Origin of the sequence: Streptomyces sp. NPDC057424, assembly GCF_042803315.1 — a bacterium.
Taxonomy (GTDB): domain Bacteria; phylum Actinomycetota; class Actinomycetes; order Streptomycetales; family Streptomycetaceae; genus Streptomyces.
Genome location: NZ_JBHVCP010000088.1, coordinates 1 through 22,782 on the forward strand (window position 1 = coordinate 1; position 22,782 = coordinate 22,782).

The following is a 22,782-nucleotide window of genomic DNA, read 5'->3' on the forward strand; positions in this document are numbered from 1 at the left end:
TGCGCCGAACCCGGCGCATCCCCCCTCAGCCGCTTACAGGCGGCGTCCCACGACCCGGACGAAGCCGAGCGTGGACCCCTGGTCGAGACGCAGCATCTCGGCCGACTGTCCGGCCATCCGGATGTGGAACTCGTCCGTGTGCTCCTCGGCCACGACCTCGCTCCACCGCAGCCAGTCGCGCCAGCCGTCCTCCAGCCAGTCCGCGGTCTCGACCTCCACCCCGCCGCGGGTCCAGTGGCGCCGCCACCAGGCCGCGGTGTGGAAGCACCAGAATCCGGGCTCCCAGAACGGCTTGAGATGCTCCGGCGGCTCGGCGCCGTCGATCTCCTCGCGCAGCGCCGGTACGACGACGCCGATCCGCCCGCCGGGCTTCAGCAGCCGCGTCAGCTCGGGCAGGTACAGGTCGTTCGTGCCGAAGTACTGGTAGGCGTCGATGGAGACGATCGCGTCGAAGCCGCCCTCGCCGAAGGGCAGGTCGTGCGCCTCGGCGTGCACGGGCAGGACGCGGTCGGCGACGCCCGCCTCGGCGATGCGCCCGGCGTTCTCGCCGGGCTTGATCCACAGGTCGGCGGCGGTGACCTGCACGTCGTACTCCTCGGCGAGGAAGATCGACGTCATGGCGCGTCCGCAGCCCAGGTCGAGCACGCGGGAACCGGGGCTCAGGGTGTCGAGCCCCAGGGCGGGAGCCAGCCACTCCAGCAGCCACAGCGCGTGCGGGCCCATCTGGTTGTCGATGGTCCAGCGGGCGTCGTAGCGGTTGCTGCGGGGGTAGCGGGGGTGGCCGGCGCGGTCAGCGAGGGGGTCGTTCGAGGTCCGGGAAGTGATGTCCGACATCGGTGAACGGGCTCCTTGAGTCCTTGGGGAAGAACGGGGATGCGTAGGAGCTCGGTCGGACCGTCAAACAATGCACCTGCTTCGGCCGGGCGGCGGGAGGCCGCGGGTGTTCCTCGGACCGACGGACGCTAGCAGGCGGTCCGCCGCACCCGCACCCGGTTTCCCCCGCCCGGCGCGCTACCGTCTCGGCCATGAGTGGACGTGCTGATTCCGACACCGGTCCAGAGCCGGCGGACTCGGAGACGGCCGCCGGGCAGCACGAGGCCGACGATCAGGCGGAAGACGAGGAGGACGCGCGGCGGGCCCGCTGGACGGCGGCAGGCACCGGCGTCGCACTGACCCTGGCCGGTGTGGCCGCGGCGCTGCTCCGCCTCACGCGCTCGGCACCGGTCCTGGTCCCGGCCGCGTACGCCGGCGGAGCCGCCGTATGCGCAGCCGCCGCCGTGCTGGGCTCCCGCGGCCGCACCCGGCGCGCACTGTGGCTGCTGATCGCGGGCGTGATGGTGATGGCGCTGGGGGACCAGATCGACTGAGTCAGGCCGCTGTGAATAAGCCCACGAAAGCGACAAATGATCTCGTGAGCCTGTAAGAGTGGCGGCGCATTGCTCATGCGTTCTTTGCTGGCTGTTCAGTTCATGCACGACTGTTCCCGGCCAAAGATCCACACAAGGCAACTCCGGGAGCACGATTCGTGGCAGCCCTCGCCCGCTGGTGTGTCCAGCGCCGTCTGCTCAGCGTCCTGCTGTGGCTCCTCGCGTTCGCGGGGATCGCCGCCGGTGCCGCCGTCGCCGGCACCACGTACTCGAACGACTACCAGGTCCCCGGTACCGAGTCGGGCCGCGCCACCGAGCTGCTGCACGAGGGATTCCCGCAGCTCGGCGGTGACAGCGACACCGTCGTCTGGCACACCACGTCCGGCAGCGTCCGCACCGCCGACGTCGAGCAGGCGATGACCCGCACCCTGGACCGGATCGAGGACCTCCCCGGTGTGGCCTCGGTCACCAGCCCCTACGACGGGCCGGGCACGGCCCGCATCAGCGCCGACGGCCGCACGGCGTACGCCTCCGTCACCTTCGACGACCAGGCAGAGGACATCGCCGAGGGCGAGGCGCAGGCCGTCGTCGACACCGCGAAGAGCGCCGAGACCGACGGGCTCCAGGTGGAGCTGGGCGGCAGCGCCGTCGCGCTCACCGAGTCCTCCGGCGGGCACGTCGCCGAGATCGTCGGTGTGATCGTCGCCGCGGTGGTGCTGTTCCTCGCCTTCGGCTCGCTCGCCGCGTCCCTGCTGCCCATCGCCACCGCCCTGGTCGGCGTCGGTACCGCCTACGCCGGGATCGTGCTGCTCGGGCACGCCATGACCGTCGCGGACTTCGCACCCATGCTGGGCCTGCTGATCGGGCTCGGCGTCGGCATCGACTACGCGCTGTTCATCGTCACCAGACACCGGCGCGGACTGAAACGCGGGCTGTCCGTCACGGAGGCCGCCACGAACGCCGTCGCGACCACGGGACGGGCGGTCGTGTTCGCGGGTGCCACCGTTTGCATCGCCCTCCTGGGCATGCTGATCCTCCGGCTGAGCTTCCTCAACGGCGTCGCCGTCGCGGCCAGCCTCACCGTGATCCTCACCGTCGCCGCCTCCGTCACCCTGCTGCCCGCCCTGCTGTCCTTCATAGGCATGCGCGCGCTCAGCCGCCGTGAGCGCCGCCGCCTCGTGGAGCACGGACCCGAACCCGAGGTGCCCACCGGGTTCGCGGCCCGCTGGTCGGCCTTCGTGGAACGCCACCCCAAGGTGCTCGGCGCGGTCGCCCTGGCCGTCATGGCCGTCCTCGCGCTGCCCACCCTCTCCCTGCACCTGGGCACCTCCGACCAGGGCAACGGACCGCGGACGGCTACCACCCGCCAGGCCTACGACCTGCTCGCCGACGGCTTCGGCCCCGGCGTGAACGGGCCGCTCACCCTCGTCACCAAGGTCGACGGAGCAGGCGACAGAGTCGCCCTGGACAACCTCGACGGCACCCTCCGCACCACCGACGGTGTCGCCTCGGTCACCCCGGTGACGTTCGACTCCGGCGGCCACACCGCGTACCTGACCGTCGTCCCGGAGTCCTCCCCGCAGTCGAAGGACACCAGCGACCTCGTCGACCGGCTGCGCGGCGAGGTGCTGCCGCGTGCCGAGTCGGGCACCTCGCTCGACGTGCAGGTGGGTGGCATGACGGCCGGCTACGACGACTTCGCCGACGTCATCGTCTCCAAGCTGCCCGTGTTCGTCGGCGTCGTCATCGGCCTGGGCTGTCTGCTCCTCCTGCTCGCCTTCCGGTCCGTCGGCATCCCGCTGAAGGCCGCCGCGATGAACGTCGCCGCCGTGGCCTCCGCCTTCGGGGTGGTGGTCGCGATCTTCCAGTGGGGCTGGGGCAGCGAACTGCTCGGTCTCGGCAGCGCGGGGCCCATCGAGCCCTTCCTGCCCGTGATCATGGTCTCCGTGCTCTTCGGCCTCTCCATGGACTACCAGGTCTTCCTGGTCAGCCGGATGTACGAGGAGTGGCTGGAGACCGGCGACAACCGGCGGGCCGTGCGCGTCGGCCTCGCCGAGACCAGCCGGGTGATCAACTCGGCCGCGGTCATCATGATCTCCGTCTTCCTGGCCTTCGTGCTCAGCGGCGACCGGGTGATCGCCATGTTCGGCATCGCCCTGGCCGCCGCCGTCGCCCTGGACGCCTTCGTGCTGCGCACGCTCCTCGTCCCCGCCCTGATGCACCTGCTCGGCGGCGCCAACTGGTGGCTGCCCCGCTGGCTGGACCGGCGCATGCCGCGCATCAGCATCGAGCCGCCCGAGAGCCGCGCCGCCCATGAGAGGCTGGCCGCCGCGACGGACGCCGAGGTGGCGGACGTCCTGGCGGAGGAGGAGCGGCAGCGGGATGTACGCGATATCCCTGGGTGACGACGCCGAGCTGAGGCCCCTGGAGCCCTGGCACGCCGGGGAGTTCCTGGCGCACCTGGACCGGGGGCGGGAGTTCATCGGCCAGTACATCCCGTTCGGGACGACCGAGACGGACCTGCTCTCGGCCCGCGCGAAGCTCCAGCTCTACGCCGACATGCGCGCCGCCGACACGGGCTCCCTGCACGGCCTGTGGCTGGAGGGGACGCTGGTGGGCGGGGTGCTGTTCCTGAACTTCGACGCGACCACCGGAAACTGCGAGGTCGGATGCTGGCTGGAACCGGCCGGAACGGGCCGGGGCCTGGTCACGCGGGCGATGCGGGTCCTCATCGACTGGGCCGTCGAGCGGCGCGGCATCCACCGTGTCGAGTGGGTCGCCGCCTCCGGCAACCGGCCGAGCCTGAACGTGGCGCGGCGACTCGGTATGACCCGTGACGGTGTGCGACGCGAGGCCCACCCCTATGGTGGCGTACGGCACGATCTCGAAGTCTGGTCCGTGCTGGCACCCGAGTGGCGCGCCGCACGTGCGCATGCCGCTCACAGAGACCATTAAGAGACTTCTCAGACAGCGAATCTACGGTGCGAGACATGGCAACGAACGCAGTGGACGAGACCGAGGCCACCCAGGCCACGACCGAGAAGGCGGTGGGCACCACCGAGTCCGACGAGGCGCCCCAGACCGAGGTCCAGGCCGCGGCCGACGACGCGCAGACCAAGGAGGAGAGCCCCTCCGGCGTAGGCCAGGGCGCCGCAGCCGTGGTCTCCGCCGCCCTGGGTGTCGTCTCGCTCACCGGCAGCTGGATCGGCACGGTGGCCGCCGCGCGCCAGAACCTCGTCGGTCAGCTGGAGACCGCGCAGAACGCGGGCGTGGCCCAGCAGATCCAGGCGGTCTACGGCGACGCCTGGCAGACCACCGCCCTGTGGGGCGGCCTGTTCGCGCTGATCGCACTGGTCGTCGGTGTCGTGACGCTGGCCCGGCCCGCGTTCGGCACGCCGGGCAGGATCCAGGCCCCCTGGATCAAGTCCGTCGCCTGGGCGGGAGTCGCCCTCGGCGTCATCGGCCTGTTCCTGGCCGTCCTCAAGTACACCGGCATCCTGCTCGGACTGCCGTCCGCGAGCTGAGAGCCCGCGGCTCCTGAGGGGTCTTAGGCGTTCCGTAAGCACCTTACGGAGCCCCTGAGGCCCCTCAGCCGCGTCTAAGGCCCCTCCCACCGCCATAGATGCGGAACTCTCCCGATGTGGCAGGCCCGCCTGGGAGACGAGAGTGAGGTCATCGCGGAGAAACACTCCGTGACCGGCCTCTCCTCAAGGACACACCATGTACGAGTACGAACTCCAGCAGCTGCGCACCTCCGACCTCATCCGCCGGGCCGACCACGAGCGTCTGGTCCGCGAGGCCGCCCGGGCCCGCCGCGCGGCCCGCCACGAAGCGCGCGCAGACTCCCCCGAGCACGAAAGCCATAGCCGCCGCTTCCGCCGGCTCCGGTCCGCCCGGACGGCGTGAACACCGGGGCGGGACCGGCCGCGGGCGTGGCCGTCCGGGGAGCAGCGGTCGTCGTTCCTGCGGGAACGGCGGCCGCTGCTCCGGCCGTTCGACGGAAAACCGGTGCCGCGCCCTCGGACCCGCATGCGATGCTCGGGGCCGTGGAGACCAGGTCCGTCAGCCCCGTGTTCGTCGGCCGTGCCGAGGAACTGGGCACGCTGCACGACGCGCTCGTGCGCGCCTGCGAGGGCGAGCCGCAGGCGCTGCTCATCGGCGGGGAGGCCGGAGTCGGCAAGACCCGCCTGGTCGAGGAGTTCGCCGCCGCCGCCCGCCGCCGCGGGGCGGTGATCGCACTCGGCGGCTGCGTGGAGATCGGCGCCGACGGGCTGCCCTTCGCCCCCTTCTCCACCGCACTGCGCGCACTGCGCCGCGAACTCCCCGGCGAGCTGGCCGCCGCGGCCGCCGGCCAGGAGGAGGAACTGGCACGGCTGCTGCCCGAGCTGGGCGAGTCGAGGGCCGGGCGGCACGACGAGGACGGCATGGCCCGCCTCTTCGAGCTCACCGCACGCCTGCTGGAGCGCGTCGCCGCCGAGCACACCGTCGTCCTCGCCCTGGAGGACCTGCACTGGGCCGACGCCTCCACCCGCCATCTGCTCTCCTACCTCTTCCGCACCCTGCGCACCGGCCGCCTCGTCGTCCTCGCCACCTACCGCTCCGACGACATCCACCGCCGCCACCCGCTCAGGCCGCTGCTCGCCGAGCTCGACCGGCTCCGTACGATCCGCCGCCTCGAACTCGCCCGCTTCAACCGTGACGAGGTGAGCCGCCAGGTCGCCGGGATCCTCGCCCATGAACCCGAACCCGGCCGGATCGACGCGATCTTCGAACGCTCCGACGGCAACGCCTTCTTCGTCGAGGAACTCGCCGTCGCCGCCCATGAGGGCTGTCGGACGGGCCTGACCGACTCCCTGCGCGACCTGCTGCTCGTCCGCGTGGAAGGGCTGCCGGAGCCTGCCCAGCAGGTCGCCCGGATCGTCGCCGAGGGCGGCTCCACCGTCGAGTACCGGCTGCTGTCCGCCGTCGCCCGGCTCACCGAGGACGAGCTCATCGAGGCACTGCGGGCCGCCGTGAACGCCAGCATCCTCGCCCCCGCGCCCGGCGGCGACGGCTACCGCTTCCGCCACTCCCTGGTCCGCGAGGCCGTCAGTGACGACCTCCTCCCCGGCGAACGCTCCCGCCTCAACCGCCGCTGCGCCGAGGCCCTGGAGAGCGACCCCGCCCTCGTCCCCGCCGACCAGCGGGCGACCCGCCTGGCCAGCTACTGGTACCACGCCCACGACGCAGCCAAGGCCCTGCCCGCCGTCCTCGAAGCCTCCGTCGAGGCCCGCCGGCGCCACGCCTACTCCGAGCAACTCCGGCTTCTGGAAAGGGCGATGGAGCTGTGGGACGCCGCCCCCGAGGCCGTTCGCCGGACCCTGCGCCCCGCCGACTACGCCGAGGTCTACCCTCCCTGCGGCTGCGACCCGGCCACCACCCCGCTGCGCTATCTGGACCTGCTGGCCGAGGCGGCCGTCGCCGGACGGCTGTGCGGGGAGCGCGAACGCGCCCTGAAGATCACCAAGCGGGCGCTGCGCCTGCTGGACGAGGAGAACGACCAGCTGCGCACCGCGTGGTTCTGGATCCAGCGCTCCCGGCTGGTGCAGCGGCTCGCCCGCGGCGACGGCTGGAAGGAGATCGCCACGGCACAGGACCTGGTCCGCGGCCTGCCGCCGTCCGAGGTGCACGCCGAGGTGCTGGCCACGGTCGCGCACTGGTCGATGCTCCGCCAGCCCGGACCGGAGGCCCTGGCCGCCGCCGAGCGGGCCGTCGAGTACGCGCGCATGGTGGGCGCCGACGAGATCGAGTCCCACGCCCGGCTCACCCTCGGCGGGCTCATGGTCGAGGCAGGGCAGACCGAAGCCGGACTGGCCCACATGTACGACGTCAGGGACGAGGTGGTGGCCCGTGGTCTCGCGGTCGTCGTGGGCCGCAGCCATGTGAACCTGCCGTCCGCCCTGGAAGGCATCGGGCGCTCCGAGGAGTCCGTGGACATTCTGCGCGAGGGCCTGCGGCTCACCTGCCGGATGGGACTGACCGAGTCCGAGGGCTGGGTCCGGGGCAACCTCGCCGAGTCGCTCATCTCCCTGGGGCGCTGGGACGAGGCCGCCGAGACGGCCGTCAGCGCCCAGCGGCAAGGGCAGACGGCCGCGCCGTACGGGTCCGGCGCCGGCAGCCTGGCGTTCCTCGCACTCGCCCGCGGCCAGGTGCCCGAGGCCGCCCGCCACCTCGCCGAGGCCCGCGCCTGCTACGGCCCGCACGACCCCATGCCGCAGCACGACCTGCCGATCGCCTGCCTCACCATCGCCCTCGCCGCCGCCGAGGGCCGCCTGGCCGACGCCCGCGCCGAACTGGCCCGCACCCTGGAGTCCGGCTTCCCGCTCGGCACCCAGCGCTACGCCTGGCCGCTGCTGCTCCAAGCGGCCACCGCCGAGGCCGACGCCCGGGCGCTGCCCGCCGCCCGCGACGGCCGCGAGGAGGTCCTGAACAGCATCTTCTTTGCCGTCAGGCGCCTCACCACGCACGCCCCCGTCTGGCTCGCCCACGAGCGGTGGGTCCGCGCCGAACTCCAGCGCGCCGAGGGCCGGAGCACCCCGGACACCTGGTCGGACGTGGTCACCGCCTTCGAATCCCTGGACCGGCCCTACGACCTCGCCCGCGTCCGGTACCGCCTGGCCGAGTCCCTGCTGACATCCGGCGGCGAGGACGAGCGCGAACGCGCCACGGAACTGCTCCGCCTCGCCCACACCGTCGCCCGGCATCTCGGCGCCCGGCCGCTCGGCGACGCCGCCACCGCACTCGGCCGGCGCGCCCGGCTCCCGCTCCCGCCCGCCGAGGAACCAGGGCCCGCGCCCGCCGACCCCGCCGAGGCCCTCGGTCTGACCAGCCGGGAACGGGACGTGCTGCGCCTGGTCGCCGCCGGCCACACCAACCGCCGCATCGCGCAGGAGCTGTTCATCTCGCCGAAGACCGCGAGCGTGCACGTCTCCAACATCCTGGGGAAGCTCGGCGTCTCCGGGCGGGGCGAGGCGGCGGCGATGGCGCACCGGCTCGGGCTGTTCCCGGTCGCCATGGTCATGCCCGGTCCGGCGGGCTGAGGCATACGCTGGAGAGGACGTCGCGGATCCCGCGGCCCAGGGAGGCACCGTTGTTCAACGTGTTCGAGGAACTGTTCTCGCCCGGGCGCAAGCACACCCGCGACGAGCAGAACCGTCTGGAACTGGCCCGTGAGGACGTCGGGGACGGCGATCCCGGACGCGGACCGATAGACCTCGCGTCCGGGAAGGTCGTCGTACGCCCGCCCGGGGAGGAGCCCGACGACCCTGCGAGCCGAGACACCTAGCCCACAGCCTCCCAGCGCGGCTTCGAAGGAGCCGTGAAAGGACCCCTCAGTGATCCCACGCTCGCCGAGGCGGCCGGCCTCTGGTCCATGCCCTGGCCGGATTGAGGATGAGGAGAGGCCGGACGGGCGGCATGGACGCTGCCGGGGAGCCGTGCGCCCCGGCACCCTGCGCGAAACGAATCCGCCTGGGGCCCGGCGGGAGCCGCTACTTCACCTGCAGCTCCAGGATCCGGTCGTCCCCGTCCTTCGGGCTGCCCCGGCCGTCCGTGTTGCTGGTCACCAGCCACAGCCGGTCGCCGCCCGCCGGCACCACCGTGCGCAGCCGGCCGTACTCGCCCTCCAGGAAGGACTGCGGCTCGGCCGAGGCCTCGGTGCCGTTCAGCGGGATGCGCCACAGGCGCTTGCCGCGCAGGCCCGCCATCCAGATCGACCCCTCGGCGTGGGCGATGCCGCTGGGGGAGGCCTCGGCCGTGGTCCACTGGTCGACCGGGTTGTGGAACCCGGAGTCGCCGGACCTGCCCTCGGCCTCCGGCCAGCCGTAGTTGTCGCCGGGCTTGATCGCGTTGAGCTCGTCCCAGGTGTCCTGGCCGAACTCCGAGGCGAACAGCCGCTGCTCGCCGTCCCAGGCCAGGCCCTGCACATTGCGGTGGCCGTAGGAGTACACCGGTGAGTCGGGGAACGGGTTGCCCGGCGCCGGCTCGCCCTCCGGGGTCAGGCGCAGGATCTTGCCGCCCACGGAGTCCTTGTCCTGGGACAGGCCGGTGTCGCCGCTCTCGCCCGTCCCCACGTACAGCATCTTGTCGGGGCCGAACTCGATGCGGCCGCCGTTGTGGACGAAGCCCTTGGGGATGCCCCTGAAGACCGTGTCGGGCGCGCCGAGCTGCTCGCCGCGGGGCTTCTGCTCGTCGTAGATCATGCGGACGATGCGGTTGTCGGAGGCCGAGGTGAAGTACGCGTAGACCATGTGGTCCGAGGCGTAGTCGGGGGACAGGGCGAGCCCGAGGAGGCCGCCCTCGCCGGCCGCCGAGACCCCCGGCACCTCGCCCAGTTCGGTCTTCTTGCCGGTCTTCTCGTCGACCCGGACGATCGTCCCCTCGTCCCGGGAGGCGACGAGCAGGCCGCCGCCCGGCAGCGGAGCGAGACCCCAGGGGGACTCCAGGCCCTCGGCGACGGTGCGCACCACCTTCACCGAGCCCTTGGCGGGTGGCGTCTCCTCGGCGGCCTGTCGCGGCGGCGCGGACGATCCCGGTGCCGTACGGCTGGGGGAGGTGCTCTCGTCCTTGGCGGACGATCCTCCGCCGTCGGAGGAGCAACCGGCCGTCAGCAGGAGCGCGGCGGCGGCCAGCACGGTCGGGACGGCTCGACGTGACACGATCATGGTCCCTTCGACGGGGCAGGTCCTCTCCCTGTCATACACCGCTCGCGGCTCCCAGGTTCCCGATCACGGAACGCAGAACCAGGAACACGGGGTTTGCCCGAAACGCCCCGGCGGCGGAACCGGGGTTCAGTCCCACGATCCCTGGGCCGGTGGCAGCTCCGCAATCTCCCTGAGGTCGTCGGGGGTCAGGCGCAGTGCCGTCGCGGCCGTGTTCTCCGTGACCCAGCGCTCCTGTTTCGTGCCCGGGACCGGGACCACGTGCGGGCCCTGGGCCAGCACCCACGCGAGGGCGACCTGGGCGGGCGTGACGTCCGTGCCGTGCCGGCGGGCCACGCGGCGCAGGCCCGCGACGAACGGCTGGTTCGCGGCCATCATCTCGGCCGTGAAGCGGGGGTGTCGGGCGCGCGGGTCGTCCGCCTCGAACCCCGCGCCGGGCCGCAGCCTGCCGGTCAGGAAGCCGTTGCCCAGCGGCATCGCGGCGAGGAAGCCGACGCCCCGTGTCCGGCACCACGGCAGCAGGGTCTCCAGTGCCTCCGGCGACCACACCGACAGCTCCGCCTCCACCGCGCTCACCGGGAAGACCTGCTGCACCCGCTCCAGCTGCCGGATCGTTCCGTCGTGCCGCCGGGCCCCGGCCCGGCGGCCGGCCCGCGCGCCCACCGCGCACAGGCCCAACGCCCGTACCTTCCCGGCCTGGACGAGTTCCGCCATCGCGCCCCAGGTCTCCTCCACCGGCACCTCGGGGTCGGCCCGGTGCAGCTGGTAGAGGTCGATGACGTCCGTCTGGAGCCGCCGCAGCGACGCGTCGCAGGCCCGCTTCACGTACCCGGGGCGGCCGTTGGCGACGATGTGCTGGTCGCCCACGAGCAGTCCGACCTTCGTCGACACGAACGCGTCGGACCGCCGCTCCTTCAACGCCCGCCCCACCAGAAGCTCGTTGGTGAAGGGGCCGTACATGTCGGCCGTGTCCAGCAGGGACGCGCCCAGGTCGAGCGCCCGGTGCACTGCCCTGAGCGACTCGTCGCCGCGCCGCCTCGACGCGCTGTAGGCCCAGCTCATCGGCATGCACCCGAGTCCGACGGCCCCCACCGCGAGCGCCGCCGCGCCGATCGTCCTGCGCTCCACCTGGTCGTGACCCTCCCTGTTCGAGCCACCCCAACCTAACCTCTGCCGCCGCAGGCGCCTGACATAGCCTCCAGAGCATGACTGCTGACGTGTGGCTGCCCATCCCGCCGGACGAGATCGAGGGACTCCCCGAGGGCCCGGACTACCGCTTCTGGAACGGCGGGGAGGACTTCCCCGCGGACCCGGCCGACTGTGCCTTCTACGTCGTCCCGTACATGAAGCCCAGCCCGCTGTGCGTGCGTCCCATGGGGCGGATGAGCAACGTCCAGGTCGTGCAGACCCTCTCCGCCGGGATCGACCACGTGGAGCCCGGGCTCGGGCACCTGCCTGCGGGCGTGCGGCTGTGCAATGCGCGCGGGGTGCACGAGGCCAGCACCGGCGAGCTCACCCTCGCGCTGATCCTGGCCTCGCTGCGCGGGATCCCCGACTTCGTCCGTGCGCAGGACCGGGGGGAGTGGCTCGGCGGGTTCCGGCCCGCGCTCGCGGACAAGAACGTCCTCATCGTGGGATACGGCTCGATCGGCGAGGCCATCGAGGACCGGCTCGTTCCGTTCGAGGTGGCGCGGGTGGCGCGCGTCGCGCGCTCCGAGCGCACCACGGCGCGCGGTCCGGTGCATCCGCTCACCGAACTCCCCGCGCTGCTGCCGGAGGCGGACGTCGTCATCCTGTCCACCCCGCTCACCGAAACCACCCGTGGCCTGGCCGGAGCCGACTTCCTGGCCCGGATGAAGGACGGAGCGCTCCTCGTCAACGTCGCCCGCGGCCCGGTCGTCGACACCAAGGCCCTGCTCGCCGAGCTGGAGAGCGGCCGCATCACCGCCGCCCTGGACGTCACCGATCCGGAGCCGCTGGCGCGCGAACACCCCTTGTGGCGTGCGCCGGGGGTACTCATCAGCCCCCATGTCGGCGGACCCACCTCCGCGTTCCTTCCGCGCGCCAGGCGGCTCCTGGCGGACCAGTTGAACCGTTATGTGAACCGGGAGCCGCTCCGCAACGTGATCCTCACGACGGGTGCATCAACCGACTGAGAGACCTTCGAGTACCGTCCGCAATCCTCCGGGTGCGGTGGGTACTCATATATCTGTTGATCGTCACGGAGCGTAGAGAACCTATGTCCCTGAGTGACGAGACTGGTGTATCGTCCCGACAGGGGCAGCGCCGGGGACCGTTCGGCGCCGGGGACGGACACTTCAGACTGTGAGGGGGGCGACAGGCGATGCACGGCCTTTGGACGAGCGATCCGACGGGGCGGGGCGGCCGGCGGCGACCCTGGCGGACGGCCGCCGGCGGACGCGGTCACCACGCCGATCACGGCGGCCACCACACCCACCACAGCGAACACCGCACCGAACGCAGCCATCACCGCCGCGGGCCCGGCGGCCGCGGAAGGCATGATCTGCAGGTCCACCGGGACCCGCAGGAACCGGGCGCGGCGCGGACCGGGAGGACCCGGTGAGCGCGCCCCCCACCCCCACGCTGGACGGAGCGCTGCGGGCACAGCCTCCGTCACCGGGCGCGCTGCTGCCTCGCACTCCGGTCACCGGCCGCCGGCCGGGCCCGGCTCTCCAACTCGGCCTCGCCCTGGTCTGCGCGGGATACGCCGTCGGTGCCGCGTTCGGCTGGGGTTCGAGCGAACTGGCGCTGATCATGGGCGACTTCGGGCTGAGCGCCGCGGCCGCCACCGCCGCCGTCTCGTGCTTCGTCTACGCCCGCAGCCGCTGCACCCGCTTTCGGCCCGCCTGGCTGCTGTTCGGCCTCTCCTCGGCCATGGCCGCCCTGGGCAACCTGGTCTGGGGGTGGTACGAGGTGGTCCTGGGGCTGCCCGTGCCCAGTCCCAGCTACGCAGACCTGTTCTTCCTCTGCTTCGCGCCGCCCGCGATCGTCGGGTTGCTGGTGCTCGCCAAGCGGCCGGTGACCAAGGCCGGCTGGGTCTGTCTCGGGCTGGACGCCTGGCTCATCGGCGGCTCGCTGCTGACGCTGGCCTGGAGCCTCGCCCTCGCCCAGGCCGCGAAGTCCGAAGGGCCGAGCGTGGCGCACACCGCGCTGTCGCTGGCATACCCGCTGCTCGACATCGCGTTGGTGAGCATGGTGCTCGCCCTGCACTTCAGGCGGTCCGCGGTGAACCGCTCCGCGGTCAACACCGCCATCGGCGCCCTCGCGCTGACCGTGATGTGCGACGCCCTGTTCACCTCGCCGCTCATGCACCACGACTACCGCTCCGGCCAACTGCTCGACGCGGGCTGGTTCGCCGGCTCGCTGCTCCTGGCGTACGCCCCGTGGGCCGGGCGCCGCTCGGAGAGCGACCGGCACGGCCCGGACCGGCACGGCGGCACGGGGCACACCCGCGTGGTGCACGAGCACGTGCCGGGACAGCGCAGCGGCCCCCACCACCAGATGCCCCTGCCGGGCGCCGAGCACAGCCGGTACCCGGCCGCCCGGCCCATCGCCGGCTCCCTCGCCGCCCTCACGCCGTATCTCGCGGCCGCCGTGTGCACCCTGGGGATCCTCTACAACGTCCTCAACGGCCGCAGCGTCGACCGCGTGGTCCTGCTCACCGGGGGCACCGTCGTGCTCGCGCTCGTCGTGCGCCAGGGCATCATGCTGCTCGACAACATCACCCTCACCCAGGAACTGGCGCAGAAGGAGAACCACTTCCGCTCCCTGGTGCAGGGCTCCAGTGACGTCATCATGATCGCCGCCCCCAGCGGCGTCCTGAGGTACGTCTCCCCGGCGGCAGCCGGCGTGTACGGCCGCTCGGCGGAGGAGCTGGTGGGGACGGAACTGGCCCATCTCATCCACCCCGAGGACCTGGGCTGCGTCGTGCACGAGGTGCGCAGATTCCTCGCCGCCAACCCGGTCGAGGAACCCACCACGCGCATCGAGTGCCGCTTCCGCTCGGGTGACGACGGCTGGCTGAACGTCGAGTCGACCGTCAACCGCCATCACGGCGGCCTGATCTTCAACAGCCGCGACGTGACCGAAAGGGTGCGGCTCCAGGCCCAGTTGCAGCACAACGCCGAGCACGACCCGCTCACCGACCTGCCCAACCGCGCCCTGTTCACCAAGCGCGTCCAGCACGCCCTCTCGGGCCGCCGCGCCTCCGACCGGGGCGTGGCCCTGCGGAACACGGCCGTGCTGTTCATCGACCTCGACGGCTTCAAGGCCGTCAACGACACGATCGGGCACCAGGCCGGGGACGAGCTGCTCGTGCAGGCCGCCCGCAGACTCCAGGACTCCGTCCGGCACGGCGACACCGCCTCCCGGCTCGGCGGAGACGAGTTCGCGGCCCTGATCGCGGGGGACAACACCCGCGACCGGGACGCCCGGGAGCGGCACATCCTGGAGCTCGCCGACCGCCTCAGGACGACGCTGTCCCAGCCCTACCTCATCGACGGCAACGATGTCCGGGTCAACGCCTCCATCGGCGTGGCCTTCGCCGAGGCCGGCCTCGGCGCGGGCGAGCTGCTGCGCAACGCCGACCTGGCCATGTACCGCGCCAAGGCCGGTGGCAAGGGCCGCGTCGAGCTGTACAAGCCGCAGATGCAGCAGGACGTCGTCCGCAAGGCGGAGCTGGCCACCCGCCTGCGGGCCGCGCTGCACGACGGGGAGTTCGCCCTGCTGCACCAGCCGGTGGTGTCCCTGGAAGACGGCCGGATCTCGTCGGTGTCCGCGCAGGCGCGCTGGCGCTCCTCGCAAGGGGTGCTCTTCACCCCGGCGGAGTTCCTGCGCGTGGCCGAGGACAGCGACAAGACCGCCGAGCTGGGCCGGTGGATGATCGAGGAGGCCGTCGTGCAGGCCGCGGAGCGGCACGCGACCGGGCTGTCCGTGCCGGTCGTCGTGCGGATGAGCGCCCGCCGGCTGCTGGACCGGTCGATGCCGCTCGGCTCGATCGAGGCGCTGCTCACGCGGCACGGGCTGCCGTCCGGGTCGCTGATCATCGAGCTGTCCGATGTCGACCCGAGGGTCCCGCTGGACGAGCTGGAGCGGCGTCTGGGCGCCCTGCGGCGCGTCGGCGTACGGATCGCGCTCGACGGGTTCGGCAGCGGCTACGCGGCGATCACGGCCCTCAGGAGGCTTCCCGTCGACGTCCTGAAGATCGACCGCGGTCTGGTGGAGGGTGTCGTCGAGTCCGCACGCCTGCACAAGATCACCAGCGGGCTGCTGCGTATCGCGGGCGACCTCGGGCTGAAGTCCGTGGCCGAGGGGGTGGATCTGCCGGAGCAGGTCATCGCCCTGCGCGCGATGGGCTGCACGCACGGGCAGGGCATGGCGTTCTCCGGGCCGCTCGACGAGTACCGGCTGCGCCGGGCGCTCGCCGCCGGCCACTATCCGGTGCCGAACGGACCGTCCGAACCGGCGTTCGCGGGGGCTCCACGGGTGTACAGCTCGGGGGTGTCCGCCGTCATCGGAGGCGGTACGGCCCTCCGCTCACATAATGAGACTCCCGTCCCACCCACTTGACAGTGAGTGCGTGCCGGGGGGAGGGTCAGTGCCATGCGCACCCGAATTCTCGTACTTGGAAAGCGCGTCGGCTGACGCTGAGCCTCGACCGCTCAGCGACCCCACCCGGCGCGCTCCCCTCGCTTGCCTTATGGCACGAGGGGTTTTTTGTTGCACAGGCGCCTTTCGTGCAGCAGCCGAAGACCGTACAAACCTCGCAAAAACCCTCAGCATCTGAGAAGAGAATGCCGATGACCGAGCAGGCCACCGGGGCCCACCACCCGCAGCCCCGGCCCCGATCCGGAGGACACCACTCCGCCCCCGAGCAGGTGACGGGCGCGCAGTCCCTCATCCGCTCTCTCGAGGAGGTCGGCGCCGACACGGTATTCGGCATTCCCGGTGGTTGCATCCTTCCGGCGTACGACCCGCTGATGGACTCCACCCGCGTGCGTCACGTCCTGGTGCGCCACGAGCAGGGCGCCGGTCACGCGGCCGAGGGGTATGCGCTGGCCACCGGCAAGGTCGGCGTCTGCATGGCGACCTCGGGCCCCGGCGCGACCAACCTGGTCACGCCGATCGCCGACGCGCACATGGACTCGGTGCCGATGGTCGCGATCACCGGACAGGTGGCCTCCAAGGCGATCGGCACGGACGCCTTCCAGGAAGCGGACATCGTCGGCATCACCATGCCGATCACCAAGCACAACTTCCTCGTCACCCAGGCCGATGACATCCCGCGGGTCATCGCCCAGGCCTTCCACATCGCCTCCACCGGCCGTCCCGGCCCGGTCCTGGTCGACATCGCCAAGGACGCCCTCCAGGCGAAGACGACCTTCTCCTGGCCGCCGGCCATGGACCTGCCCGGCTACCGCCCGGTGACCAAGCCGCACGCCAAGCAGATCCGCGAGGCCGCCAAGCTGATCACCCAGGCCCGCCGACCGGTGCTGTACGTCGGCGGCGGTGTGCTCAAGGCCCGGGCCACCGCCGAGCTGAAGGTCCTCGCCGAGCTCACCGGCGCGCCCGTCACCACGACCCTGATGGCGCTCGGCGCGTTCCCCGACAACCACCCGCAGCACCTGGGCATGCCCGGCATGCACGGCTCGGTGGCCGCCGTCACCGCCCTGCAGAAGGCCGACCTGATCGTCGCCCTCGGAGCCCGCTTCGACGACCGCGTCACCGGCAAGCTGGACAGCTTCGCCCCGCACGCCAAGATCGTCCACGCTGACATCGACCCGGCCGAGATCGGCAAGAACCGCGCCGCCGACGTGCCGATCGTCGGTGACGCCCGCGAGGTCATCGCCGACCTGGTCCAGGCCGTGCAGAAGGAGCACAGCGAGGGCCACCGGGGCGACTACGGCATGTGGTGGAACGACCTGAACCGCTGGCGCGAGACCTACCCGCTCGGTTACGACCAGCCCGGCGACGGCTCGCTCTCCCCGCAGCAGGTCATCGAGCGCATCGGACAGCTCGCCCCCGAGGGCACGATCTTCACGGCGGGCGTCGGTCAGCACCAGATGTGGGCCGCGCACTACATCGAGTACGACAAGCCGGGCACCTGGCTGAACTCCGGCGGCGCCGGAACCATGGGCTACGCCGTCCCGGCCGCCATGGGCGCCAAGGCCGGCGCGCCCGAGCGGGCCGTCTGGGCGATCGACGGCGACGGCTGCTTCCAGATGACCAACCAGGAGCTCGCCACCTGCGCCCTGAACAACATCCCGATCAAGGTCGCCGTCATCAACAACGGCGCCCTCGGGATGGTCCGCCAGTGGCAGACCCTCTTCTACAACCAGCGGTACAGCAACACGGTCCTGCACTCCGGCCCGGACGACGTGAACCCGGAGGCCCGCGGCACCCGCGTCCCCGACTTCGTGAAGCTGTCGGAGGCCATGGGCTGCTACGCCATCCGCTGCGAGTCCCCGGACGACCTCGACAAGGTCATCGAAGAGGCGAACTCCATCAACGACCGCCCGGTCGTCGTCGACTTCATCGTCCACGAGGACGCGATGGTCTGGCCGATGGTCGCCGCCGGCACCTCCAACGACGAGATCATGGCCGCCCGGGACGTCCGCCCCGACTTCGGCGACAACGAAGACGACTGAGAGCCGTAAAGGAAGCAGATCATGTCCAAGCACACGCTCTCCGTCCTGGTGGAGAACACCCCCGGCATCCTCGCCCGGATCGCCGCCCTGTTCTCCCGCCGCGGCTTCAACATCGACTCCCTCGCGGTCGGTGTCACCGAGCACCCCGACATCTCCCGCATCACCATCGTCGTCGGCGTGGAGGAACTGCCGCTGGAGCAGGTCACCAAGCAGCTCAACAAGCTCGTCAACGTGTTGAAGATCGTCGAGCTGGAGCCGTCGCAGGCGGTGCAGCGCGAACTCGTCCTGGTGAAGGTGCGCGCCGACAACGAGACGCGCTCCCAGATCGTCGAGATCGTCCAGCTGTTCCGCGCCAAGACCGTCGACGTCTCCCCGGAGGCCGTCACCATCGAGGCCACCGGATCCGGCGAGAAGCTGACCGCGATGCTCAAGATGCTGGAGCCGTACGGCATCAAGGAGCTCGTCCAGTCCGGCACCATCGCGATCGGCCGCGGTGCCCGATCCATCACGGACCGGTCGCTGCGCGCCCTGGACCGGTCGGCGTAAGACCCGGGACGGGCGGTCGGCGCGCCGTCGGCCGCCCGTATTCCGAGACCCTCAGACTTCCCTTCCGCCCCCCGTCATACGGTGGGACGCAACACCTGCACTCCCGAGGAGAGAACCCAAAGTGGCCGAGCTGTTCTACGACGCCGACGCCGACCTGTCCATCATCCAGGGCCGCAAGGTCGCGGTCATCGGTTACGGCAGCCAGGGCCACGCCCACGCGCTGTCGCTCCGTGACTCGGGTGTCGACGTGCGCGTCGGTCTGCACGAGGGCTCCAAGTCCAAGGCCAAGGCCGAGGAGCAGGGCCTGCGCGTGGTGAGCCCGTCGGAGGCCGCCGCCGAGGCCGACGTCATCATGATCCTCGTCCCGGACCCGATCCAGGCCCAGGTCTACGAGGAGCACATCAAGGACAACCTGAAGGACGGCGACGCGCTGTTCTTCGGCCACGGCCTGAACATCCGCTTCGGCTTCATCAAGCCCCCGGCCGGCGTGGACGTCTGCATGGTCGCCCCGAAGGGCCCGGGCCACCTGGTGCGCCGCCAGTACGAGGAGGGCCGCGGCGTTCCCTGCATCGCCGCCGTCGAGCAGGACGCCACGGGCAACGGCTTCGCGCTGGCCCTGTCGTACGCGAAGGGCATCGGCGGCACCCGCGCCGGCGTCATCAAGACGACCTTCACCGAGGAGACCGAGACCGACCTGTTCGGTGAGCAGGCCGTCCTCTGCGGTGGCACCGCGGCGCTGGTCAAGGCGGGCTTCGAGACGCTGACCGAGGCCGGCTACCAGCCGGAGATCGCCTACTTCGAGTGCCTGCACGAGCTGAAGCTGATCGTGGACCTCATGTACGAGGGCGGCCTGGAGAAGATGCGCTGGTCGATCTCCGAGACCGCCGAGTGGGGCGACTACGTCACCGGCCCGCGGATCATCACGGACGCCACCAAGGCCGAGATGAAGAAGGTCCTCGCCGAGATCCAGGACGGCACCTTCGCCCAGCAGTGGATGGACGAGTACCACGGCGGTCTGAAGAAGTACAACGAGTACAAGACCCAGGACTCCGAGCACCTGCTGGAGACCACCGGCAAGGAGCTGCGCAAGCTCATGAGCTGGGTCGACGAGGAGGCGTAAGCCGCCTGCCCGAGGGGCCGGAGCATCCCGCTCCGGCCCCTTCGGCGAACCCCGGGTAACGTCGGTGGTACGGCGTTGTCCATCCCGTCCGGCCACGGACGGGTGATCCTTCCGCAGCGGCGCAAGGCGACGCCCCCGGCGCCACTAGACTGCTGCACACATACATACGCGTCAGGCCCACAGCGTCGTGCGTCTCCAACGCGGCAAGCATCCCTCCACCGCCTGCGGCCGTCGGGACGGCCGTCCGCAGCACTGGACTTGTGAGGACTCACGTGAGCTCGAAACCCGTCGTACTCATCGCTGAAGAGCTGTCGCCCGCCACCGTCGACGCGCTGGGCCCGGACTTCGAGATCCGGCACTGCAACGGTGCGGACCGAGCCGAGCTGCTCCCGGCCATCGCCGACGTGGACGCGATCCTGGTCCGCTCGGCGACCAAGGTCGACGCCGAGGCGATCGCCGCCGCGAACAAGCTGAAGGTCGTCGCACGAGCCGGCGTCGGCCTGGACAACGTGGACGTCTCCGCCGCCACCAAGGCCGGCGTGATGGTCGTCAACGCCCCCACCTCCAACATCGTGACCGCCGCCGAGCTGGCCTGCGGTCTGCTCGTCGCCACCGCCCGCAACATTCCGCAGGCGAACGCCGCGCTGAAGAACGGCGAGTGGAAGCGCAGCAAGTACACCGGTGTCGAGCTGGCCGAGAAGACCCTCGGTGTCGTCGGCCTCGGCCGCATCGGCGCGCTCGTCGCGCAGCGCATGTCGGCCTTCGGCATGAAGGTCGTCGCCTACGACCCCTACGTGCAGCCCGCCCGCGCCGCGCAGATGGGCGTCAAGGTGCTGTCGCTGGACGAGCTGCTCGAGGTCTCCGACTTCATCACCGTCCACCTCCCCAAGACCCCCGAGACCCTCGGCCTGATCGGCGACGAGGCGCTGCGCAAGGTCAAGCCGAGCGTGCGCATCGTCAACGCCGCGCGCGGCGGGATCGTCGACGAGGAGGCGCTGTACTCCGCCCTCAAGGAGGGCCGGGTCGCCGGTGCCGGTCTCGACGTGTACGCGAAGGAGCCCTGCACGGACTCCCCGCTCTTCGAGTTCGACCAAGTCGTCGCCACCCCGCACCTCGGTGCCTCCACCGACGAGGCGCAGGAGAAGGCCGGTATCGCCGTCGCCCGCTCGGTGCGCCTCGCCCTCGCCGGTGAGCTCGTGCCGGACGCGGTGAACGTCCAGGGCGGTGTCATCGCCGAGGACGTCAAGCCGGGCCTGCCGCTCGCCGAGCGTCTGGGCCGGATCTTCACCGCGCTCGCCGGTGAGGTCGCGGTCCGCCTCGACGTGGAGGTGTACGGCGAGATCACCCAGCACGATGTGAAGGTGCTGGAGCTGTCCGCGCTCAAGGGTGTCTTCGAGGACGTCGTCGACGAGACGGTGTCGTACGTCAACGCCCCGCTGTTCGCGCAGGAGCGCGGCGTCGAGGTGCGCCTCACCACCAGCTCCGAGGCGACCGAGCACCGCAACGTCGTCACGGTGCGCGGAACTCTCGCCGACGGCGAGGAGGTGTCGGTGTCCGGCACGCTGGCCGGCCCGAAGCACCTCCAGAAGATCGTCGCCGTCGGTGACTACGACGTGGACCTCGCGCTCGCCGACCACATGATCGTGCTGAAGTACGAGGACCGCCCCGGTGTCGTCGGCGCGGTGGGCCGCATCCTCGGCGAGGCGGGCCTCAACATCGCCGGCATGCAGGTGTCGCGGTCGGTGGCCGGCGGCGAGGCGCTGGCGGTGCTGACCGTGGACGACACGGTGACCGCCGGTGTGCTGGCCGAGGTCGCGGCGGAGATCGGCGCCACGTCCGCGCGTTCCGTGAACCTGGCCTGACCTTCCCGGGGGCTGCGCCCCCGGCCCCCGTTCGCCCTGAACGGACTCGTCCCTCGAACGCCGGACGGGCTGAGCTGATCAGCCTGTCCGGCGTTTGTCCGTACCCGGAGCCGCCGCAGGGTCATCACCGCCGCCGGCCGCGGGGCTCCGCAGGGTGATCGAGGGTACGAGGGGACGTGACGCCGCCCTCGGGTTTCGGAGTCCGCTGCGGGGTCAGGGGCTCGGGCGGAAGTACTTCCGCAGTGCCCAGGCCGCGAGTTGCCGGCCGGTGGCGTTGCCCACCTCGTCGGCCGTCCGGGTGTGGATCCCGCCCCAGACCCGCGCGTCGATGACGTCCTGTTCGTACTCCTGGGCGTAGCGGTAGTGGCGGTACGTACCGGAGCTGTTCGACCGGATGTTCAGGTCGACGCGGGAGGTGCCGAGGATCCCGGTGAGCATGCGCATCAGCGCGCCGCCCATGGTGGTGTGGCCGCTGAGGTAGTCCGGATGCGACGGCGTGACGAGCAGCGGCTCCCAGCCCCGGTCCGGCCGGGTCGCCGGGTTGCCGTCGCTGTCCGCCTCCCGGACGGCCGTGACGGCGCGCCAGGTGCCGTAGTGGAGTTTGGCGTCCCAGGCCGTGATGACGGCGTCCGCCTGTGCTGTGTTGGCCGCCGCGTACAGGCGCGCCGTCTCGGCGATGCCGAGTCCGTGCCGGGTGGCGTGGTCGCCCAGGGCCTCCTGCAGGTTCGGGGCGACGAAGTAGTGCGCGGTGTCCGTCTGTTCGGGCGTCCGGCGCGAGCCGGTCCGCCCTCCGTAGTACGCCAGTTCGTTGAGGTCCTTCGCGTACCGGGCGGAGCGGAGCGAAGGCGGCGGGCCGGGGCGGAACTGGTGCGGGCTGTCCAGCAGCAGGGGCCGGACCCTGCCGACCCAGGCCGTGCTGAAGGGCTCGTGGCCGGGTGGGGTGGGTCGCCAGACGCCGGGGCCCGGGCGGAAGGGAAAGGGCACCGACGCGCCGCGGCCGTCACCGCGGCGCAGATCGATGATGTGGTCGGCGGCGAGCTTCCCGAACGCGACGCCCTCGTCCTCGGCCTCGCCGTCGGGGATCCGCGCGAGCGTGCCGGTCAGGGCGGTGTCCAGCCGGGATGCGGCCCCGGGGAAGTGATGGCGCAGCACCTGGTGCGCCGCCGAGGCGGCAGCCGCCGCGGACGAGGCCGTACGAGGCGCCCGCTCGTCCCATTTGTACGGGGTGAAGCGACCCGTGACGCCGACGACGGCGTTGTAGACGGCGGTGGAGACGTACGCCTGCAGGATGAACAGCTCGGGCGGGGACGGACGGGCCTCGGCCTTGATGGTGGCATCGGCCGTGTGCATCCACTCGACGACGACCGACGCGCTCCGCTCGTCCGGGGCGGCATGCCCGCCCCCGGGCGCGCGGTTCCCGGTAGCGCCGGGCCCGGCACGAGCTTGAGCCGCAGGCAACGCGAACGCAACCACCCCCCAGGCCAACCCCCACACCGCCAAACCCGAAGCAGAAAACTCAAC

17 protein-coding genes are annotated in these 22,782 nt (G+C 71.7%); 13 read left to right on the forward strand and 4 right to left on the reverse strand.

All coding sequences use genetic code 11. The features are described 5' to 3' along the window. Nucleotides 1–33: 33 nt before the first annotated feature. Nucleotides 34–834 carry an SAM-dependent methyltransferase gene (locus tag ACFU3E_RS36315; protein WP_384168432.1) on the reverse strand — a complete coding sequence of 267 codons (801 nt, stop codon included), beginning with the start codon at nt 832–834 and terminating at the stop codon, nt 34–36. A gap of 191 nt (nt 835–1,025) precedes the next feature. Here ACFU3E_RS36315 and ACFU3E_RS36320 point away from each other — a divergent pair, with 191 nt between their 5' ends. The 7 genes from ACFU3E_RS36320 to ACFU3E_RS36350 all read left to right on the forward strand — a co-directional run bounded on the left by ACFU3E_RS36320 (nt 1,026) and on the right by ACFU3E_RS36350 (nt 8,691). Further along, entirely contained in the window at nt 1,026–1,367 is a 342-nt protein-coding gene (locus ACFU3E_RS36320) for a hypothetical protein (RefSeq protein WP_384168435.1), read from the forward strand. 158 nt (nt 1,368–1,525) lie between these two features. Beyond that, nucleotides 1,526–3,772: an MMPL family transporter gene (locus tag ACFU3E_RS36325; RefSeq protein WP_384168438.1), complete on the forward strand. Its 2,247-nt coding sequence runs from the start codon at nt 1,526–1,528 to the stop codon at nt 3,770–3,772. Next, nucleotides 3,750–4,322, forward strand: coding sequence for a GNAT family N-acetyltransferase (locus ACFU3E_RS36330; RefSeq protein WP_384168441.1), 573 nt, complete (start codon nt 3,750–3,752; stop codon nt 4,320–4,322). The genes ACFU3E_RS36325 and ACFU3E_RS36330 overlap by 23 nt, the downstream gene beginning before the upstream one ends. Before the next feature lie 35 nt (nt 4,323–4,357). Beyond that, nucleotides 4,358–4,891: a hypothetical protein gene (locus tag ACFU3E_RS36335; RefSeq protein ID WP_384168444.1), complete on the forward strand. Its 534-nt coding sequence runs from the start codon at nt 4,358–4,360 to the stop codon at nt 4,889–4,891. A 196-nt stretch (nt 4,892–5,087) separates the two neighbouring features. After that, complete coding sequence (locus ACFU3E_RS36340) at nt 5,088–5,273, forward strand: hypothetical protein (protein ID WP_384168447.1); 186 nt, start codon at nt 5,088–5,090, stop codon at nt 5,271–5,273. A gap of 128 nt (nt 5,274–5,401) precedes the next feature. Beyond that, nucleotides 5,402–8,446, forward strand: coding sequence for an AAA family ATPase (locus ACFU3E_RS36345; RefSeq protein ID WP_384168450.1), 3,045 nt, complete (start codon nt 5,402–5,404; stop codon nt 8,444–8,446). A 59-nt stretch (nt 8,447–8,505) separates the two neighbouring features. After that, entirely contained in the window at nt 8,506–8,691 is a 186-nt protein-coding gene (locus ACFU3E_RS36350; protein ID WP_384168476.1) for a DUF6191 domain-containing protein, read from the forward strand. Nucleotides 8,692–8,896: 205 nt separating this feature from the next. Here the strand turns inward: ACFU3E_RS36350 and ACFU3E_RS36355 are convergent, their stop codons facing one another. Continuing rightward, entirely contained in the window at nt 8,897–10,069 is a 1,173-nt protein-coding gene (locus ACFU3E_RS36355) for a PQQ-dependent sugar dehydrogenase (protein ID WP_384168453.1), read from the reverse strand. Nucleotides 10,070–10,195: 126 nt separating this feature from the next. Next, nucleotides 10,196–11,194, reverse strand: coding sequence for an aldo/keto reductase (locus ACFU3E_RS36360; RefSeq protein WP_384168456.1), 999 nt, complete (start codon nt 11,192–11,194; stop codon nt 10,196–10,198). A 77-nt stretch (nt 11,195–11,271) separates the two neighbouring features. Here ACFU3E_RS36360 and ACFU3E_RS36365 point away from each other — a divergent pair, with 77 nt between their 5' ends. The 6 genes from ACFU3E_RS36365 (at nt 11,272) to serA (ending at nt 21,261) form a co-directional block, all read left to right on the forward strand. Then, nucleotides 11,272–12,222, forward strand: a complete 951-nt coding sequence (locus ACFU3E_RS36365) for a 2-hydroxyacid dehydrogenase (protein ID WP_384168459.1) — start codon at nt 11,272–11,274, stop codon at nt 12,220–12,222. 424 nt (nt 12,223–12,646) lie between these two features. After that, nucleotides 12,647–15,655 carry a putative bifunctional diguanylate cyclase/phosphodiesterase gene (locus tag ACFU3E_RS36370; protein ID WP_384168462.1) on the forward strand — a complete coding sequence of 1,003 codons (3,009 nt, stop codon included), beginning with the start codon at nt 12,647–12,649 and terminating at the stop codon, nt 15,653–15,655. A 230-nt stretch (nt 15,656–15,885) separates the two neighbouring features. After that, nucleotides 15,886–17,733, forward strand: a complete 1,848-nt coding sequence (locus ACFU3E_RS36375; RefSeq protein WP_384168466.1) for an acetolactate synthase large subunit — start codon at nt 15,886–15,888, stop codon at nt 17,731–17,733. Between the two features lie 21 nt (nt 17,734–17,754). Beyond that, complete coding sequence (gene ilvN, locus ACFU3E_RS36380; protein ID WP_358602444.1) at nt 17,755–18,279, forward strand: acetolactate synthase small subunit; 525 nt, start codon at nt 17,755–17,757, stop codon at nt 18,277–18,279. A 121-nt stretch (nt 18,280–18,400) separates the two neighbouring features. Beyond that, nucleotides 18,401–19,399 (forward strand): ketol-acid reductoisomerase, encoded by a 999-nt coding sequence (gene ilvC / locus ACFU3E_RS36385; RefSeq protein WP_248507267.1) that lies wholly within the window; start codon nt 18,401–18,403, stop codon nt 19,397–19,399. 272 nt (nt 19,400–19,671) lie between these two features. Then, a complete protein-coding gene (gene serA, locus ACFU3E_RS36390) occupies nt 19,672–21,261 on the forward strand; it encodes a phosphoglycerate dehydrogenase (RefSeq protein WP_384168470.1) in 1,590 nt (529 codons plus the stop codon). Nucleotides 21,262–21,474: 213 nt separating this feature from the next. On the opposite strand, the gene ACFU3E_RS36395 is transcribed toward serA, so the two are convergent. Beyond that, nucleotides 21,475–22,611, reverse strand: a complete 1,137-nt coding sequence (locus tag ACFU3E_RS36395; RefSeq protein WP_384168473.1) for a vanadium-dependent haloperoxidase — start codon at nt 22,609–22,611, stop codon at nt 21,475–21,477. Nucleotides 22,612–22,782 lie beyond the last annotated feature (171 nt).